This is a genomic window from Hyalangium sp., from assembly GCF_045802625.1.
Taxonomy (GTDB): domain Bacteria; phylum Myxococcota; class Myxococcia; order Myxococcales; family Myxococcaceae; genus Hyalangium.
Map to the genome: position 1 here is coordinate 54,796 of NZ_JBJMQP010000145.1, position 16,663 is coordinate 71,458.

General features: G+C 70.4%; 16 protein-coding genes. 7 read left to right on the plus strand and 9 right to left on the minus strand.

What is annotated here, in order from left to right; translation table 11 throughout:
• Positions 1 to 3: 3 nt before the first annotated feature.
• The gene (locus tag ACJ8AT_RS26405; protein ID WP_407740635.1) at positions 4 to 1,320 is read left to right on the plus strand and encodes an FAD-dependent oxidoreductase; all 1,317 of its coding nucleotides are present in this window, start codon (positions 4 to 6) and stop codon (positions 1,318 to 1,320) included.
• A 276-nt stretch (positions 1,321 to 1,596) separates the two neighbouring features.
• Here ACJ8AT_RS26405 and ACJ8AT_RS26410 read toward each other — a convergent pair whose 3' ends face one another.
• Complete coding sequence (locus tag ACJ8AT_RS26410; protein ID WP_407740636.1) at positions 1,597 to 3,102, minus strand: serine/threonine protein kinase; 1,506 nt, start codon at positions 3,100 to 3,102, stop codon at positions 1,597 to 1,599.
• Positions 3,103 to 3,431: 329 nt separating this feature from the next.
• On the opposite strand from ACJ8AT_RS26410, the gene ACJ8AT_RS26415 reads away from it, so the two are divergent.
• The 3 genes from ACJ8AT_RS26415 (at position 3,432) to ACJ8AT_RS26425 (ending at position 5,388) form a co-directional block, all read left to right on the plus strand.
• Entirely contained in the window at positions 3,432 to 4,013 is a 582-nt protein-coding gene (locus ACJ8AT_RS26415; RefSeq protein WP_407740637.1) for a hypothetical protein, read from the plus strand.
• 314 nt (positions 4,014 to 4,327) lie between these two features.
• Positions 4,328 to 4,585, plus strand: a complete 258-nt coding sequence (locus ACJ8AT_RS26420; RefSeq protein WP_407740638.1) for a hypothetical protein — start codon at positions 4,328 to 4,330, stop codon at positions 4,583 to 4,585.
• Between the two features lie 65 nt (positions 4,586 to 4,650).
• Positions 4,651 to 5,388, plus strand: coding sequence for an SDR family oxidoreductase (locus tag ACJ8AT_RS26425; protein ID WP_407740639.1), 738 nt, complete (start codon positions 4,651 to 4,653; stop codon positions 5,386 to 5,388).
• A gap of 66 nt (positions 5,389 to 5,454) precedes the next feature.
• Here ACJ8AT_RS26425 and ACJ8AT_RS26430 read toward each other — a convergent pair whose 3' ends face one another.
• From ACJ8AT_RS26430 to modA, 6 genes are all read right to left on the minus strand, one after another.
• Complete coding sequence (locus ACJ8AT_RS26430; RefSeq protein ID WP_407740640.1) at positions 5,455 to 7,212, minus strand: fatty acyl-AMP ligase; 1,758 nt, start codon at positions 7,210 to 7,212, stop codon at positions 5,455 to 5,457.
• Positions 7,209 to 7,475, minus strand: a complete 267-nt coding sequence (locus ACJ8AT_RS26435; RefSeq protein ID WP_407740641.1) for an acyl carrier protein — start codon at positions 7,473 to 7,475, stop codon at positions 7,209 to 7,211. The genes ACJ8AT_RS26430 and ACJ8AT_RS26435 overlap by 4 nt, the downstream gene beginning before the upstream one ends.
• A gap of 45 nt (positions 7,476 to 7,520) precedes the next feature.
• Positions 7,521 to 8,600: a type III polyketide synthase gene (locus ACJ8AT_RS26440; protein ID WP_407740642.1), complete on the minus strand. Its 1,080-nt coding sequence runs from the start codon at positions 8,598 to 8,600 to the stop codon at positions 7,521 to 7,523.
• Between the two features lie 145 nt (positions 8,601 to 8,745).
• Positions 8,746 to 9,807 (minus strand): molybdenum ABC transporter ATP-binding protein, encoded by a 1,062-nt coding sequence (gene modC, locus ACJ8AT_RS26445; protein ID WP_407740643.1) that lies wholly within the window; start codon positions 9,805 to 9,807, stop codon positions 8,746 to 8,748.
• The gene (modB, locus tag ACJ8AT_RS26450; RefSeq protein ID WP_407740644.1) at positions 9,804 to 10,457 is read right to left on the minus strand and encodes a molybdate ABC transporter permease subunit; all 654 of its coding nucleotides are present in this window, start codon (positions 10,455 to 10,457) and stop codon (positions 9,804 to 9,806) included. The genes modC and modB overlap by 4 nt, the downstream gene beginning before the upstream one ends.
• Positions 10,458 to 10,477: 20 nt before the next feature.
• Positions 10,478 to 11,233, minus strand: a complete 756-nt coding sequence (gene modA / locus ACJ8AT_RS26455) for a molybdate ABC transporter substrate-binding protein (RefSeq protein WP_407740645.1) — start codon at positions 11,231 to 11,233, stop codon at positions 10,478 to 10,480.
• A gap of 97 nt (positions 11,234 to 11,330) precedes the next feature.
• Between modA and ACJ8AT_RS26460 the strand changes: the two genes are divergently transcribed.
• Together ACJ8AT_RS26460 and ACJ8AT_RS26465 are read left to right on the plus strand one after the other, a co-directional pair.
• On the plus strand, positions 11,331 to 11,858 hold the full coding sequence (locus ACJ8AT_RS26460; RefSeq protein ID WP_407740646.1) for a MarR family winged helix-turn-helix transcriptional regulator: 528 nt from the start codon (positions 11,331 to 11,333) through the stop codon (positions 11,856 to 11,858).
• 1 nt (position 11,859) lies between these two features.
• Positions 11,860 to 13,356, plus strand: coding sequence for a Do family serine endopeptidase (locus ACJ8AT_RS26465; RefSeq protein WP_407740647.1), 1,497 nt, complete (start codon positions 11,860 to 11,862; stop codon positions 13,354 to 13,356).
• Here ACJ8AT_RS26465 and ACJ8AT_RS26470 read toward each other — a convergent pair.
• Positions 13,340 to 14,020, minus strand: a complete 681-nt coding sequence (locus ACJ8AT_RS26470; RefSeq protein WP_407740648.1) for a YdcF family protein — start codon at positions 14,018 to 14,020, stop codon at positions 13,340 to 13,342. The two genes, ACJ8AT_RS26465 and ACJ8AT_RS26470, sit on opposite strands and share 17 nt — an antisense overlap.
• Before the next feature lie 178 nt (positions 14,021 to 14,198).
• On the opposite strand from ACJ8AT_RS26470, the gene mgtE reads away from it, so the two are divergent.
• A complete protein-coding gene (gene mgtE, locus ACJ8AT_RS26475; RefSeq protein WP_407740649.1) occupies positions 14,199 to 15,524 on the plus strand; it encodes a magnesium transporter in 1,326 nt (441 codons plus the stop codon).
• A gap of 3 nt (positions 15,525 to 15,527) precedes the next feature.
• Here the strand turns inward: mgtE and ACJ8AT_RS26480 are convergent, their stop codons facing one another.
• On the minus strand, positions 15,528 to 16,388 hold the full coding sequence (locus tag ACJ8AT_RS26480) for an endonuclease/exonuclease/phosphatase family protein (RefSeq protein ID WP_407740650.1): 861 nt from the start codon (positions 16,386 to 16,388) through the stop codon (positions 15,528 to 15,530).
• Positions 16,389 to 16,663 lie beyond the last annotated feature (275 nt).

Consider the following 16,663-nt stretch of genomic DNA (forward strand, 5'->3'; position numbering starts at 1 on the left):
CGGATGACGAACGCGCATCAATCCTGGGGGCGCTTCCCGCGAGTCACACAGCAGGAGGCGCACCCCATCGTCTGGCAGACGGACTCGCTGCCTGTCTCGAGCAGCTCGCTGCTGCCCCATGGCCTGGGGCGGAGCTACGGGGACTCGTGCCTCAACGAGGGCGGCACGCTGCTGACCACCGCCACGTTGGATCGGCTGCTGGGCTTCGACGCGGCCACGGGCGTGGTGCGCTGCGAGGCGGGCGTCTCGCTGGACACGATCTTGCGGCTGGCGGTTCCGCGCGGCTGGTTCCTGCCGGTGACTCCGGGCACGAAGTTCGTCACGGTGGGCGGAGCCATCGCCAACGACGTGCACGGAAAGAACCACCACCGGGCGGGGACGTTCGGGCGGTACGTGCGGCGCTTCGAGCTGCTGCGCTCGGATGGCAGCCGGCGCGTGTGCTCTCCGGAGGAGAACCCGGACTGGTACGAGGCGACCATTGCGGGCCTGGGCCTCACGGGCCTCATCCTCTGGGCCGAGGTGCAGCTGCGGCCCATCCACAACCCGTTCGTGCTCACGGAGACGGTGCCGCTGGAGAACCTGGACGCCTTCTTCGAGGTGTCTCGCGAGTCCGAGCCGGATTACGAGTTCACCGTGGCGTGGCTGGACGGGCTGGCCCGAGGGCGCAGGCTGGGCAAGGGGCTCTACTACCGCGGCAACTTCTCCCCGCCCCAGTTGGACGGGTTACCGCTGAAGAAGAGCCACCTGAATCAGGGCTCGGGGCTGGCGGTGCCGTTTGATCTGCCGGGCTTCAGCCTCAACCGGCTGTCGGTGGCGGCGTTCAACTGGCTCTACTACCGGGTGAACCTGCTCAAGCAGGGCGCGCGGCTGCAGCACTACGATCCGTTCTTCTACCCGCTGGACGCGGTGCAGCGGTGGAACCGCATCTACGGGCGGCGGGGCTTCTTCCAGTTCCAGTGCGTGGTGCCCCACTCCACCGCGCGTGACGCGCTGAGGGAAATCCTGGAGCGCAGCGCGCGAGAGGTGCCCAGCTTCCTGAACGTGCTGAAGACGTTCGGGAGCGTGCCCTCGCCGGGGTGGATGTCCTTCCCACGGCCTGGGGTGACCGTGGCGCTGGACTTCGCCAACCGGGGCGAGCGCACCTTGCGGCTGCTGGCGGAGCTGGACCGCATTACCCGGCAGGCGGGCGGCGCGGTGTACCCGGCGAAGGATGCGCGGATGAGCGCGGAGAACTTCGCGGCGTACTTCCCGCGGCTCGAGCGCTTCAAGCCCTACGTGGACCCTGCCTTCTCGTCGTCCTTCTGGCGGCGGATGACGTAGGTGTCCGCAGTGCGCACCTTGAGGCCGGGGCCAGATCTGACCGGTCAGATCCGGGGGGGGCCAGATCTGACCAGTCAGATCCGGGGGGGGGCCAGATCTGACCAGTCAGATCCAGGGGGGGCCAGATCTGACCGGTCAGATCCGGGGCCTCCCGCGGCGATGGAACGCCCGGGCCGCGCTCACACTGTCTCACCGCTGGGACGGAGGGAAACGTGTGTTGGCGGAGCATGCCTTGGAAAATCAACCGGTTGAACTCGTGGGGAACAGCCTGCTCCTTCACGGTGGATCCGAGGTGGGCTGGCGCTGACCCGACAACCTCGGCGTGTAACAGGCTCCCTGCCAGTCGTACATGTCCTCCCCGCATGGCGGTCGGGCGTCGGCGATGCGGTGCCAGCACCCGCCGCGGATCACTACCTCTCCATTGGGACTACATGGTGGCTTGAGCTGCCCGGGTAAGGGCTTCTCTGGCAGCGCTCGGCCCACCGGAGTTCCACTCTTCCCTCCGAGTTCCGGCGCAGAGCTCTCGGCGGGGGCAATCCTCGCGCTGTCTCCCACGGCGACGCTGCGATCCTCGCGGGACTCCCTCGGCGTTGGGGCCGGAGCCCTCTGCGGCTCTCGGTGAGTCCACCTCGCGACGACCAAGCTGAGCCCCACTGCCAGGCATGCCGCCCATGCCGCTCGCCATGTCAGCGCGAAGGCACGAGACGCCACTGGACGAGTGACCTTCACGGGTCGCTCCCGTTCCCTGGCTCGCTGTTTCTCCAGTTCCTCCCGGGCGGCGGCATCGTGCTTCTCGGCGAGATGCAGACCGCCCGGAGAACGCCACCGGCGCCCATGCTCATGCCCCACCATGAACAGCGGAGCGTCCGCCTCGGGCCCCGCTGCCTCCGCCGCCTGCTCCAGCGCCTGCGCCGCCTCCTGGGCACTGCCGCTGAAGCGCTCGACGGGAGCAATCGCCAGCAGTCGCTGGATGACGGTCTCCAGCTCCGGGCTCACGCGCGGGTTGAGCTCGCGCGGGGGCCGAGGCCCCGGCCCGCCCTCGCGCCACACCTCCGCTCCGGGCTCTCCGGGCTGGGTGAGCGGTGGGTACTCGTCCGTCACCAGCCGGTACGCCGTCACCCCGAGCGCGAACAGATCATCGCACGCGCTGGCCGGGTAGTGCGCCGTGGGGTGGCGGCGGAACACGTCCACGAAGCCCCACGCCTCGGGGCTGCGGTAGGCGGGGGTGCTCGGCGGCAGCAGCCTCGAGGTGAGCGTGCCCGCGCCTCGGTAGCGCCCCGCCCCGAAGTCCGTGAGGAAGACCCGGCCATCTCCCATCCTCACCAGGATGTTGTCGCCCTTCACGTCGCGGTGCACACCGTCCGCCGCATGCGTGGCCGCCAGGGCTCGCGCCGCCTGGGCCAGCAGCCGCATCACCTGGCGCGAGCTGGGGTTGCGCCGCGAGGCCCAGTCGTACAGGGCCTCCCCGTCCACCCATTCCATGACGAGGTACGGAAAGGCTCCGGAGGGGTGCTGCCACACTCCGTGCGCATGGAGCCGGGGCACGTGGAGGCTCTGGATGCGCCGGAGCAGCTCCGCCTCGTGCTCGAAGCGCGGGTCCCCGGGGGTGATGGCCAGCTTGAGCGCGAACGAGCCCGCCTCCTCGTAGCCTTCCCACTCCACCCGGTAGAGCGTGCCGTAGGAGCCCCGGCCTCTGAAGCCCTCCACCCGCCACGAGCCGATCCGCATCCCCACGGGCAGCGAGAGCGGATCCACTTCCAGCAAGGCGCGCTGCTTCCCCATGGGCATGCTCCAGCGTGGGGGACCGTCGCTTCCGCCCACTCGCCTCATCCTACCTCATGGGTGACCAGGGCGGATGACGGCGACGCCCTCTCTCCGTCGCGTCAAGGACGAGCAGGAAGGTGGGGAAGTCCTCCATCCGGCCCGGAGAGCGTTCCAGTTCGCCAACGTCGTGCCTCGCGGGGGCAGCGGGGCAGGCGGCTGGAAGGTCGCGCAGGTTGTCATCGTGTTGGGCAGACTCTCGCCCCAGTATCCCCAGACCACCCTCTGCAAGATTGGAGTGGGAGTGCCCGAGTTCAACAAACATGGGATCGTCCTGGATGAGGTGGCGTATGAAACCGGATCTCTCAGCCGCGGCGCTCGTCCAACTCCTGCACCAGTACTATCCCCTGCGCCTTTGGGTCGATGAGCCAGGATACAAGGAGTCCGAGCAGATCCAGCGGCTCCAGCGGTTTCTGGAAGAGGCCCGGAAGGACATGCGCGCCTGGGGGGGCTTCGTTCAGCGCGTCCACGAAGAGTTCCCGGGCTCCACTTTCTGGGACTCGACGCTGCTGTCCCATGATCCGTGCTACCGGCTCCGGATCTCCTTACCCTGGCCAAAGGAAGCAGAGGACGCGCGCGATGAACTCGTCTGCTTGGTGAGCCTGCTTGCCCCGGCTTATGTCATCTACGCCTCGCACGCGCTGAACACGGGCCCCTTCGCGGAGGCATGGACCCGCTACCCTCCGCTCCCCCCCGCATTCCAGTCGGCTGAGGCCCGGCTGGCCGCCCTCATCGAGTCGACCTTTGGCGCCGCGCGGCTGCCCAATGCCGTCCTCTTCGCCCCTGTTCCCGAGATAGATCCCTGGGAAGGCAATGTCGGGCTGGGCCGGGCGCGCCTGATCGATCTGCTCTTCACCCCGGATCGCTGGTGAATCGCATGAACCCCGGTGTCTCCGCCCACGCCCTCCTCGAAGTGCTCCGCCGTTACTACCCCCCGAGGTCCACGCCACGGGCGCCTCGGCCCGAGGCTTCCGAGGAGTCGCAGCGCCTGCGGAGCCATATCGACTCCATCAGGAGCGACACCCGCGCGTGGAGCAGCTTCGTCCAGCGAGTGGAAGCGGCGTTTCCGGGCTGCGATGTCTCCTGCTCGTTCCCCACTGGCTTCACCCCGTCCTTTCGATGCCAGGTCACCCTGCCTGGAATGCAGCCTCGGCATGAACGGACCCAGGAGAGTTCTGTCACCGGCATGATCAGCGTGCTGGCCCCCGTGTACGCTCTCTACGCGCGTCACTGGAAGGATGACCGGACCGAACGAGAGACATGGCTGCGCTACCCCCCGCTCCCTCCCGAGTTCCAGGCTCACGAGGTGAAGCTGGCCGCGCTCATCGAGTCCTCGTTTGGCGCCACGCGAGTGCCCAACGAGGTGCTCTTCACGCATGCACCCGACCTCCTGGCCCTCCAGCTCTCGCACCGGGCCCCCTGGCTCGCGGAATTGCTCTTTTGATGGAAGCCGGTCCACCTGCGTATCCGACTAGAAAGCGTCGCGCGCTTCGGCCAGCATCCGGCGCCATGAAGAAGGTCCTCGTCCTCGGCGCCACGAGCGCCATTGCCCAGGCCACGGTGCGGCTGCTCGCCGCTCGCGGAGCCGCGCTGTACCTCGTGGGCCGCAACGCCGCGAACCTCGATGCCGTGGCGAAGGATGCATCCACCCGTGGGGCCTCCCAGGTGGAGCAGCAGGCGCTGGACCTGGATGACTTCTCCGCGCACGAGGCGCTCGTGGAGCGCGCAACCCAGGTGCTCGGAGGGCTGGACGGAGCGCTGCTCGCCCACGGTGTGCTCGGGGACCAGAAGGCGTGCGAGCGCTCCTGGGCGGAGGCGGAGAAGGTGCTGCGCACCAACTTCCTGAGCGCGGCCTCGCTGCTCACGGTGCTGGCCAACCGCTTCGAGGCACAGAAGGCCGGCACGCTGGTGGTCATCTCCTCGGTGGCGGGAGACCGGGGCCGGCAGAGCAACTACGTGTACGGCACCTCGAAGGGCGCGCTGAGCGTGTTCCTCCAGGGCCTGCGCAACCGGCTGGCGCGCTCCCAGGTGGCCGTGGTGACGGTGAAGCCCGGCTTCGTGGACACACCCATGACGGCGCACCTGCCGAAGAACAAGCTCTTCGCCTCGCCGGAGCAGGTAGCCCGAGGGCTCCTCCGCGCGGCGGACAAGCGCAAGAACGAGGTCTACGTGCCCGGCAAGTGGGCGCTGATCATGTTCATCATCCGCTCCATCCCCGAGGGCCTCTTCAAGCGGATGAAGCTATGACGATGACTCCGCGGCGAGCTCACGCTCGGAGCGAGCGGGCCCCCCGCTCGAGCGTCGTGCGTGGCGTCAGCCCTCCTGCTCCGAGCGGACGAAGGCCAGCGCGCTCTTCGCCATCTCCACCGCGAGCCCCACCGTGCTCACCTTCCTCGGAGGCTTGAGCTCGCCCGCCAGGTAGCGCCGCAACGCCTCGCTCCGCCGCAGCTTGCCGCTGGAGGTCCGTGGCAACGTCCCGGGCTCCAGCAGCCTCACCGTATGCGGGCGGATGCCCGTGCCCGCCACCACCGCCGCGCGCACCCGCTCCTCCACCGCCGCGTCGTCCCCTTCGGCCCCGGCCCGCTCGGCGAGCACGAGCAGCGCCTCATCCTCGCTGCCCTGGGGCGCGAAGCCGAGCGCCACCGCGCAGCCCGTGCGCACTCCCTCCACCGCATGCAGGCACTCCTCGAAGGCCTGTGGCGAATGGTTCGCCCCGCGGATGATGACCAGGTCCTTCGCCCGGCCGGTGAGGTACAGCTCTCCTCCCGCCACGAAGCCCAGGTCTCCCGTGTCCAGCCAGCCGTCCGGGCTGAGCGCTCGCGCGGTGGCCTCGGCATCGCCGTAGTACCCCGCCATCACCGAGGGCCCTCGCGCGAAGACTCGGCCCACCCGCAGCTCCGGCAACACCAGCCCCTGCTCATCTCGCACCTGCACCTCGACGCCCGCCATCGGGCTCCCCACGGACACCAGCGCCCGCGAGCCCTCCACCACCCGCCCCTCCCGAGCCAGCACGGCCGCGTCCACCGCCAGCGAGCGCGGCCCTCGCCCCCCCGGTGGGAAGGTGACGGCCAGCGACGCCTCGGACAGCCCGTACACCGGGCGGAGCGCGCTGGAGGAGAACCCCCAGCGCTCGAAGCGATCGACGAAGCGGCGCAGCGTCTCCAGCGACACGGGCTCGGCGCCGTTGAGCGCGTGCTTCCACGTCGAGAGCTCCACGCCCTCCAGCTCCGAGTCCTTCACCCGCTTCAGGCACAGGCCATAGGCGAAGTTGGGCGCCGGAGAGATGAAGCCCTTGTGGCGCGAGATGGCCCGCAGCCACAGCGCCGGCCGCGCCAGGAACACCTCGGGTGGGATCAGCACCAGGTTGCCCGGGTAGTACAGCGCCGAGAGCAGGCAGCCGATGAGCCCCATGTCGTGGTACAGCGGCAGCCAGGACACTCCCACGGGCGGCGTGCCCGGAGGCAGCGGACTGGCCGCCTCCAGCGTGGCCACCTGCGCCATCAGCGCCGCGTGGGTGAGCGCCACCGGCTTTGGATCCACCGTCGAGCCCGAGGAGAACTGGATGAGCCCCAGCGCCTGGGGCCGGACGCTCACGCACAGCGCGTCGTCGCCGCGAGACACCTCCTCCACCGTGCGGCAGCCCAGCCTCGGCCGCGCCGCCTCCACCGCCGCGCCCAGCAGCAGCTTCACCTTCAGCTCGGTGAGCACCACCGCCGCGCCCGTCACCTCCAGCATCCGCGCCGTGGCGCGGTGGTACTCCTCCAGCCGCCCCAGCCGCACCGGTGGGTAGAGGGGCACCGGCACCGCGCCGGCCAGCAGCGCCCCGAAGAACGCATCCATGAAGCCCGGAGACGTGGGCAGGAGGATGGCTACCCGGTCCCCCACTCCCACGCCCAGCCGGTGCAGCCCCGCGGCGGTGCGCTGAGCGCGCCGGTGGACGTCCGCCCAGGACAGCGCCGTCTCCTTCTCGGCCGCGTCCACGAAGGTGAGCCCCAGCTCCGTGCGCGCCGTGGCCCCCAGCATCTCCGTCACGGTGCCGTACTTCACCGGCGGCAGCGGTGGCCCTCTCATCGCCGCTCCCCCGGTGTCGCCGCCACGCGCGTCGAGACCAGCCGCGCCAGGTCGGCCACGGTGACGATCCCCACCGAGTCCTCCTCGGACAGCTTCACCCGGAAGCGGTTCTCCAGCCCCACCGCCAGCACCGTCAGCCCCAGGCTGTCGAGCTGAAGATCCTTCAGCAGATCATGGGAGGGCTCCACCGCGCCCTTCCACTCCAGCTCCTCACCGAGGATGCGGCGGATCTCCGCCACCACCTCGCCTTCCATGCCAGCCATGGTCACCTCCGGAAGAACGAAGGAAGAGTCTCCCACTGCGCAGGCTCACCAGCGCAGCAGCACCAGCTCCGCGCAGAACCCCGGCCCCATCGCCATCAGCACTCCCCAGTCCCCCGGTTGGGGCTCCTGGGACTCCAGCGTCTCGCCCAGCACGAAGAGCACGGACGCCGAGGAGAGGTTGCCCACCTCCTTCAGCGACGCCCACGAGCGCGTCAACGCCGCGGCTGGCAGCTCCAGGCTCTGCTCGAAGGCCTGCAACACCTTGGGGCCGCCCGTGTGCGCCACCCAGTGGCGGATGTCCGAGCGCCTCAGCCCGTGCGAGGCGAGGAAGGTGTCCACGTCGTCGCGCACGTTGTCGCGCACCAGCACGGGCACCTTGGCGGATAGCACCACCTTGAAGCCCGAGTCCACGATGTCCCAGCCCATGACGCGCTCGGTGTCCGGGTAGAACACCGAGCGCGAGTCCACCACACGAGGCCCCGGCGCGCTCACCTCCGCGCCCTGCAGCACCGCGCACGCCGCCCCATCCCCGAAGAGCCCCGAGGCGATGATGTTGGGAATGGACAGATCCTCTCGCTGCAGCGTCAGCGAGCACAGCTCCACCGCGAGCACGAGCGCCGTGTGGCGGGGATACGCCCGCAGGTAGTCCACCGCCCGCGCCACTCCCGCCGCGCCCGCCACGCACCCCAGGCCGAACAGGGGCGTGCGCCGGAAGTCCCGCCGGAAGCCCAACCGGTTGGCCAGCCGCGCCTCGATGCTCGGCACCGCCAGCCCCGTCACCGTCACGAAGAAGACGTGGTCCACGTCCTTCGGCGTCAGCCCCGCCTTGTCCAGGGCCTGGCGCACCACCTGCTCGCCCAGCTCCACCGAGGCGCGGATCCACGCGTCATTGCGCTGCTGGAAGGAGGTGAGCGGCGCGTACTCCTCGATGGGCAGCGCCAGGAAGCGCCCCGAGACGTTCACCGCGCGGTGCAGATCCTCCAGCCGCTCCAGGTTGAAGTGCTTCTGGGCCCAGAGCTCCCGGAACGCGCCAATGAGCTGCTCCTGGCTCGCGTAATGCGGCGGGAGCGCGCGCCCCACCGTGCGAATGTGGGGAGAAAGGGCCGGCGAGGATGCGCTGTGCATGAGACTCCTGCGGAAGATCCTTCCTTAGCCAAGGACTGGGACGGAATCGACTCGGGATGAGCGCTTTGGAGTCCCCTGGACTCCTGCCAGGGTCCACTGTCCTGAGAATGACACACGGAGCAGCGGCAGCGGACATCTGACTGCTTCAGCGCAGCCGGCGGCACGCGGAGGTCTTCACCGCGAGGAACACGCGGGCACCCTTCACCACCCCCAGCTCGCGCACCGCCGCATCCGTCACCCGGACCGCCAGCGGCGCTCCCGCCACCTCCACCAGGAGGACCCGGTCTCCGACGCCCGCCTCCTCCATGCGCCTCACGGTCCCCTCCCACACGTTGCGCGCGGAGATGCCGGCGAGCGGGCCCGTGGACAGGAGGATGTCCTCGGCGAGCACCGCGTAGGCCGCATGCGCCCCCGCGGCCAGCTCCGGTCCATCGGGCACCCAGAGGCCGAGCCCCTCGCCCACGCGCAGCCTCAGGCCTCCCTCCGCCGGCCGCTCCAGGGTGCCCTCCAGGATGTTCTCCTCCGCCTCCATCCCCAGCACGCCGCGCGTGGCCCCGCCGAGCACCGAGTCCGCGGGCCCCACCGCGCGCACCCGCCCCTGCTCCAGCAGCAGGGCCTCCTGGGCCAGCACCCGCGCCTCTCCCAGCTGGTGCGTGACATAGAGCAGCGGCACCCGGGCCTCATCTCGGATGCGCAGCAGATAGGGCAGCACCCGCTCCTTGAGGGCCACATCCAGCGCGGCCAGCGGCTCGTCCAACAGCAGCAGCGCCGGGGCCGTCGCCAGCGCCCTCGCGAGCGCCACGCGCTGACGCTCGCCGCCGGAGAGCGTGGCCGGGTAGCGGTGCAACAGCGGCTCGAGCTCCAACAAGGCCACGGCCTCGTCCACCCGCGAGGGGCGCCCCTTGCGCACGCCGAAGCGCACATTCTCCCGCGCGGTGAGGTGCGGGAAGAGCAGCGAATCCTGAGGCACGTACCCCATGCGCCGCGCCTCGGGCGGCATGTCCACGCCCGAGCCTGAGTCCAACAGCACGCGCTCTCCCACGACGAGCCGGCCTCGGGCCCCTCGGCGCAGCCCCGCCAGGGACTCCAGCAGGGACGTCTTCCCCGAGCCGGAGCGGCCCATCACCGCCACCGAGGCCGAGCTGAAGCGCGCCTCCACCTCGAGCGGGAAGCGCGCCAGCGGCAGTCTCAAGGAGACCTCGATCATGCGCGCGCCCGGGCTCCGCGGCGGTGGGACAGGAACTCCGTGGTGTAGATGGCGGCGAAGGCAATCAACGTGGCGATGCCCGCCAGCCGGAGCGCCTCCGCGTCCTGTCCCAGCTGGGTGCGGTGGAAGATGGCGAGCGCCAGCGTCTGGGTCCGCCCCGGGATGTTGCCCGCCACCAGCACCGTGGCACCGAACTCGCCCAGGGCGCGCGAGAACGCGAGCAGCGTCCCGGTGAGGACGCCGCGCCACGCCAGCGGCAGCGTCACCCGGAAGAAGGCCCGGGCCCGCGAGTCCCCTAACGTCCGAGCCACCGCGACCAGCCGCGGATCCACCTCCTCGAAGCCCGAGCGCGCCGAGCGCACCAGCAGCGGGAAGGCCATGATGGCGCTGGCCAGCACCACGGCCTTGGGAGTGAAGACCACCTCAATGCCGAGCGCATCCAGCGCCTGCCCCACCGGGCTGCCGCGCGCCAGCACCTCCAGCAGCACCAGCCCCACCGCCGTGGGCGGCAACACGAGCGGCAGCGAGAGCAGCGTCTCGATCAATCCCTTACCCGCGCCCTGCCAGCGAGCCAGGCCATAGGCCACGGCGACCCCGAACGGGAGGATGACGATGGTGGCCAGCGCCGCCACCGCCAGCGAGAAGATCACGAGAGGCAGCTCGCCCTCGCTCACGGCTTCGGCTTTCCAGAAAGGACGATGAACCCATAGCGCTCGAAGATGCGCCGGGCCGTGTCACCCTGGAGGAAGCTCACGAAGGCGCGACCCGCCTCGGCGGCCTTCCCCTTGGCCAGCGCCGCCGCCGGGTAGACGATGTGCGGCCCCTCCGCCTCCGGGATGGTGAAGGCCACGCGCACGCGCTTCGACTGGGCCGCATCCGTGGCGTACACCACTCCCGCGTCCACCCTGCCGGCCTCCACCGCCGCCAGCGCCGCGCGCACATCCAGCGCGGGCACCACGCGAGGCTCCAGCTCCTTCCACACGCCCGCCTTCTCCAGCCACGTCCTCGCGTAGAGGCCCGCGGGCACCGCCGCCGGATCCGCGAGCGCCAGCCGCTTCACCTCTCGGAGATCCGCCGCGGAGGACACCTCGCGCTTCGAGTCCGCCGGCACCACCACCACCAACCGGTTGGAGAGCAGCTCCACCCGGGAGCCCGCCTGGATGAGCCCGGCCTTCTCCACCTGATCCATCTTCGCCGTGTCGGCGGAGAGGAATACGTCCGCGGGAGCACCCGCCACGGCCTGCCGCGCCAGATCACTCGACGCGCCAAAGGCAAACTCCACCGCAGCCCCCTGCTCCTTCGTGAAGGCGCGGCCCACCTCCTGGAGCGCCTCGGTGGTGCTCGCCGCCGCGAACACCAGGGCACGCTCCGAGGCGAGCGCGGACTGAGCGGAGGCCAACAGCAGGGCCATCAGGACTGAGCGCATAAGAGGTTCCTCATCCGGCGCAAGGTTCCACGTCAAGCTTCACACGTCTCCGGAGAAACCATTGACCGGATATGGGGTGCTCGATAAAGAAATTTCCGTGTCACGGAACATCCCTCCTGAGGAAGAGCTCGTCGGCGACGTCTCCCAGCTCCAGCAGTTGCTGTACGCACTCGGCCGGCGCCGCTCGCTTCGTGATCCCATCGCGAGCACCTGCGAAGAGCTCCAGCTGACTCCACCCCAGGTCCACGCCCTGCTGTGGTTGGGCCAGGACGGCCAGCTCACCATGGGAGAGCTGGCTCGGCGGCTCGGGGTGACCGAGAAGACGGTGACCGGAGTGGTGGACCGGCTCGAGCGCGAGGGCCACGTCCAGCGCGAGCGCATCACCCTGGATCGCCGCGTGGTGCGCTGCCGCCTGACGGGGCAGGGCCAGGAGACCTACCAGCGGCTCGATCGCTTCCTGCACGAGGCCATGCTCCACATCCTGGGCATGCTGGATGGCAGCGACCGCAAGGCGCTCTTCCGTATCCTGGAGAAGGTCGTCCGCCGGCTGGACTCCCCGCCTACTTGCACCGCGCGGCGGCTGCTTTATCGAAAGGAGGATTCGATCTGTCCATTGGGGAAGTGAGATGAAGGCACATACGGCTGGAGCGGTAGGAGTATGGCTGGCAGTGGTACTGGCGCTCGCGGGGTGTGACAGGGCGCCACCTTCTTCGAGTCCGGCCGGGGAGCCAGGGGCCTCTCCGCTCTCCCAGGAGGCGAGCCGGGCGCCCGAGCCGGCAATGCCACCGTCTCCGGCCCAAGCGCTCTCATCGCTGGCTCCGTTGGCGGACTCGGTGCGCTCCGCGGTGGTCAACGTGGAGGTCCGCTCGCGAGGCCCCGAGCGGCAACTGGGGAGGCCCGAGCCGGAAGATCCCTTCGGCGGCGGCTTCCCCTGGCCCTTCATGCAGCCCGCCCCCCGAGGCCAGCAGCCCCTGCGCCAGGGGCTTGGCTCGGGCTTCATCGTTGATCCCTCGGGGATCCTCCTCACCAACAACCACGTGGTGGAGGGCGCCGTCGAGATCCAGGTGAAGCTCATGGACGGCCGCCAGTTCGACGCGGAGGTGCTGGGCACGGATCCGCTCACGGATGTGGCCGTCATCCAGCTCAAGGGCAAGGACGTGAAGAACCTGCCGGTGGTGGGGCTGGGAGACTCGGACGCGATGCGCGTGGGCGACTGGGTGCTGGCCATCGGCAACCCGTTCGGCCTGTCCTCCAGCGTGAGCCTGGGCATCCTCTCGGCCAAGGAGCGCAACATCCACTCCGGGCCGTATGACGACTTCCTGCAGACGGACGCCGCCATCAACCCGGGCAACTCCGGCGGGCCCCTGTTCAACATGAACGGCGAGGTGATCGGCATCAACACCGCCATTGTCGGCGGAGGCACGGGCATCGGGTTCGCGGTGCCCGCCAACGTGGTCAAGGCGCTGCTGCCCCAGCTCGAGAAGGAGGGCGCTGTCACCCGCGGCTGGCTCGGGCTGGGCGTCCAGGACCTGACGCCCGCGCTCGCCGAGGCGCTGGGTGGGCTGCCCGTGCACGAGGGCGCCATCGTGGTCAGCGCCGACGAGGGGACTCCCGCCGCAAAGGCGGGCCTGCAGCCGGATGACGTCATCGTCGCGCTGGATGGCAGGCCCATCGCCTCGGCGGGCGCGCTCACGCGCACCGTGGGGACAATGCGCCCGGGCACGCAGGTGACGCTCACGTTCTATCGCAATGGCCAGAAGGAGGAGCGCAAGGTCACGCTCGGGACGCGGCCAGACCTCGAGGGTCTCTCCCAGAGAGAGAATCCCCGCTCTCAGGAGGAGCCCCACCAGCGGCTCGGCCTGGGGCTCAGTGATGTCGGGTCCCGGTTCGAGGCGCGCGGGCTGCCACCGGGAGCGCTCATCACCCACGTCGCCCCGGGCTCCCTGGCCGAGCGCTCCGGGCTGGTGCCGGGCATGGTGGTGGTGGAGGCCGGAGGCAAGCCCGTGCGCGGCGCCGCGGATCTGGTGCAGCTCCTCCGGGAGGCCCGGCCCGGCAGCGTGGTGCTCCTGCGCGTTCAGCTCCAGGACGCGCGGGTGCTGCGCACGCTCAGGATCCCCGAGTAGCCGTGTCCGACGCCTGGCCCGCCGCGCTCGCGAGTGGTGCCGGCGGGCGGGCCAGCAGCACGCGAGGGTGCAGCAGCAAGGCGAAGGACTCGCGCACCGTCCAGTAGAAGCGCTCCACGGCGTCGAGGTTGCGCTCGGTGAGGAGCGCGGGGCTGGTGGCCACCTCGAAGCCCTGCAGCCGGAAGTACTGCCGCGCCCGCAGCAGGTGGTACGGATCCGACACCACCACCACGCGCCGGGCGCCCAGCGAGCGCAGCAGCTCGGCGCTGTAGCGGGTGTTCTGCTCGGTGGAGTGACTCTGCTCCTCCAGCACGCACGCCTCGGCCGGGACGCCGAGCTGCACCGCCAGCGAGCGCATCACCTGGGCCTCGGACGGGGGGTTGTCGCCCACCCCACCGGAGAAGACGAGCCGGGGCGCGATGCCACCCCGATAGAGCTCCACCGCCTTCTCCACCCGCGCGTACAGCGCCCCCGAGGGCCCACCTCCCGGCAGCACGCGAGCGCCCAGCACCACCACCGCGTCGGCGGGAACGGCCCGCTCGCGCTGCCCGAACCGGTCCACGCGCCACGCCAGCCCGAACACTCCACACGTCACCAGCCCCACCAGGGCGAAGAAGAGCCGCCGGAGGGGAACAGCCCGGATCCTGAGCGCGGAGTGCCACATTCCGCTCAGGGTAGGTCAACCCCCGCCCGGCGGCGAGGGCTCCACGCCCAGAGAGGGCAGCCCGGCCGCTCCTCGGGCCCAGCCTTCGTGGCGGGCTGCTTGCTAGCAGATGACGAAAGCCAGGAGCAGCGGTAGAAGGCTCGCACACGGAGCTCGTGCCGTTGGGAACCCTCTTCATATGACGACCGTCCAGGACCCCGAGCCCATCTTCCCCCACGAGCTGCGCGACGCCTGGCCCGCGCTGTCCCGCGACGAGCGCGTGGAGAGCTTCAAGCTCGTCCCCCACTCCACCGCGGATGACTTCTTCCTCTCGCTCTCCGCGCAGGAGCAATCCGAGCTCATCCTGGCGATGGCGCCGGGCGAGCGCCGCACCTGGATGCGGCTGCTGGCTCCGGACGACGCGGTGGACGTGATCCAGGATTCGCCCCCCCACTCCCGCGAGTCCCTCCTCTCCGAGCTGGACGAGTCCACGCGCCGCGAGGTGCAGGCGCTCCTGGCCTACGAGGAGGACGACGCGGGCGGGCTGATGAACCCCCGCTTCGCCCGAGTCCGGCCGGAGATGACCATCGACGAGGCCATCACCTACCTGCGCAAGCAGACGCGCGAGAAGGTGGAGACAGTGTATTACGCCTACGCCCTGAACTCGCAGCAGCACCTGCTGGGGGTCGTCTCCCTGCGCCAGCTCTTCCAGGCCGCCCCCACCAAGCGGGTGGAAGAGGTGATGATCCGAGACATCATCACCGTGAGCGAGGACATGGACCAGGAGGCGGTGAGCCACGTCTTCTCCGAGCAGGGCCTGATGGCCATCCCCGTGGTGGATGCCGAGAAGCGGATGAAGGGCATCGTCACGGTGGATGACATCGTCCAGGTGGTCCAGGAGGAGGCCACCGAGGACATCCAGAAGGTGGGCGGTATGGAGGCCCTGGACGCGCCCTACTTCGAGGTGGGCTTCCTGGCCATGCTCCGCAAGCGGGCCGGCTGGCTGCTGGTGCTCTTCCTCGGGGAGATGCTCACCGCCACCGCCATGGGCTTCTTCGAGCACGAGATCGCCCGCGCGGTGGTGCTCAGCCTCTTCATCCCGCTCATCATCAGCTCGGGAGGCAACTCAGGCAGCCAGGCCACCACGCTGATCATCCGCTCGCTGGCGCTCACCGAGGTCCGTCTGAAGGACTGGTGGCGCGTGGCGCGGCGGGAGGTGGCGTCCGGCGTGGCCCTGGGGGCCGTGCTCGGAAGCGTGGGCATCTTGCGCATCATGGTGTGGCAGTCCGTCTTCCATAACTACGGAGAGCACGCCTGGAAGGTGGCGCTCACGGTGGGGTTCTCGCTGGTGGGCGTCGTCACGTGGGGCACGCTGTCCGGCTCCATGCTCCCGTTCGTGCTGCGGCGCGCGGGGTTCGATCCCGCGAGCGCGTCCGCGCCCTTCGTGGCCACGCTGGTGGATGTGTCCGGCCTGGTCATCTACTTCTCCGTGGCCAGCACCATCCTGCGCGGCACGCTGCTCTGAGCCTCAGGGCGTCACGCCCGACACCTTCTGGGGCTCGGGCGCGTCCTTCAGCCGGAGGTCCGCGATGACGGGGTAGTGGTCCGACGCGCCCACGTGCAGCACCGCGCTTCGCACCGGCACGAAGTCCTCACAGGCGAACACGTAGTCAATCCGCAGCGCGGGCGAGAACGGCAGCGGCAGCGGGTAGGTGCCCTCCACCCCCTGGCCGCTGGCGGCGGCGACGTCCGTGAGCTCCCGGCGCAGCAGGCGCACCGGCTGGGAGTCCGGGTCGTCATTGAGATCCCCCATCAGCAGCTTGGGCCGCGGATCCTTGGCGAGCAGCGCGGCGATGAGCGCGCTCTGGCGCACGCGGGCCTCGCCGTTGAAGGGCCTGCGGATGAGGTGGGTGAGGTAGACGCTGACCTCGCGTCCGGCCACCTGCATCAGCGCGTGGACCACCGTCCGAGGCTCCGCGCCCGGCGGCACGGGCAGCGGATACTGCTCCAGCGCCTCCAGCGGGAAGCGGGACAGCAGCGCGATGCCATAGGCGCCGCCAAAGAGCTCCGTGGTGCGGAAGTGCGCGTGGTACGGCAGGCCCGCCCGCTCGGCGAGCACCGCCGTCTGATCCAGCCCTCCCGCGCGGCTGCTGCCGAGATCCACCTCCTGGAGCGCGACGATGTCGGGCCGGGCGCCGCGGATGACCTCGGCCACGCCCTCCAGGCCTCGCACACCGGACTCGATGTTGAAGGTCATCACCCGCAGCTCCCCGGGGGCTCGGGCCGCCGCGGCCTCCCACTCCACCCCGGCGGAAGGAGGGTGCGGGCCCGAGGCACAGGCGAGGATGGCCGTCAGGGAGAGGGCGGGGAGCAGGCGGAGGAGACGCATGGCGAGAAGGGCCGGGATGCTAGGACGTGGCCCCGAGCCCTGTCGTCCCCCCGCCTCAGGCCCGTCCGCAGAGCAAGCGGACGGACCCGAGCAACGTCCTGGAGCACGGCGAAGGCCCTGCCCCAGCGGCGCGCTTAAGCGGTGCGGCGGCGGCGCAGGCGCTCGGCGACAACCGCGAGCAGCAGGGCCATGGGCGCGCCACCCGCGGCGGCGCAGCCCCCCTTGTCATTGTTGTCCGGCGGAGGGGGGTTGTCCGTGCCCGCATCCGGCGTGCC

Excerpts from the sequence above, each read along its gene's own strand:
- ACJ8AT_RS26465 (WP_407740647.1), top strand. The coding sequence starts at position 11,860 with ATGAAGGCACATACGGCTGGAGCGGTAGGAGTATGGCTGGCAGTGGTA.
- ACJ8AT_RS26430 (WP_407740640.1), bottom strand. The coding sequence starts at position 7,212 with ATGAGAGGGCCACCGCTGCCGCCGGTGAAGTACGGCACCGTGACGGAG.
- ACJ8AT_RS26410 (WP_407740636.1), bottom strand. The coding sequence starts at position 3,102 with ATGGGGAAGCAGCGCGCCTTGCTGGAAGTGGATCCGCTCTCGCTGCCC.
- ACJ8AT_RS26415 (WP_407740637.1), top strand. The coding sequence starts at position 3,432 with ATGAAACCGGATCTCTCAGCCGCGGCGCTCGTCCAACTCCTGCACCAG.
- mgtE (WP_407740649.1), top strand. The coding sequence starts at position 14,199 with ATGACGACCGTCCAGGACCCCGAGCCCATCTTCCCCCACGAGCTGCGC.
- ACJ8AT_RS26420 (WP_407740638.1), top strand. The coding sequence starts at position 4,328 with ATGATCAGCGTGCTGGCCCCCGTGTACGCTCTCTACGCGCGTCACTGG.
- ACJ8AT_RS26470 (WP_407740648.1), bottom strand. The coding sequence starts at position 14,020 with ATGTGGCACTCCGCGCTCAGGATCCGGGCTGTTCCCCTCCGGCGGCTC.
- modC (WP_407740643.1), bottom strand. The coding sequence starts at position 9,807 with ATGATCGAGGTCTCCTTGAGACTGCCGCTGGCGCGCTTCCCGCTCGAG.
- ACJ8AT_RS26405 (WP_407740635.1), top strand. The coding sequence starts at position 4 with ATGACGAACGCGCATCAATCCTGGGGGCGCTTCCCGCGAGTCACACAG.
- ACJ8AT_RS26435 (WP_407740641.1), bottom strand. The coding sequence starts at position 7,475 with ATGGCTGGCATGGAAGGCGAGGTGGTGGCGGAGATCCGCCGCATCCTC.
- ACJ8AT_RS26425 (WP_407740639.1), top strand. The coding sequence starts at position 4,651 with ATGAAGAAGGTCCTCGTCCTCGGCGCCACGAGCGCCATTGCCCAGGCC.
- ACJ8AT_RS26440 (WP_407740642.1), bottom strand. The coding sequence starts at position 8,600 with ATGCACAGCGCATCCTCGCCGGCCCTTTCTCCCCACATTCGCACGGTG.
- ACJ8AT_RS26480 (WP_407740650.1), bottom strand. The coding sequence starts at position 16,388 with ATGCGTCTCCTCCGCCTGCTCCCCGCCCTCTCCCTGACGGCCATCCTC.
- modA (WP_407740645.1), bottom strand. The coding sequence starts at position 11,233 with ATGCGCTCAGTCCTGATGGCCCTGCTGTTGGCCTCCGCTCAGTCCGCG.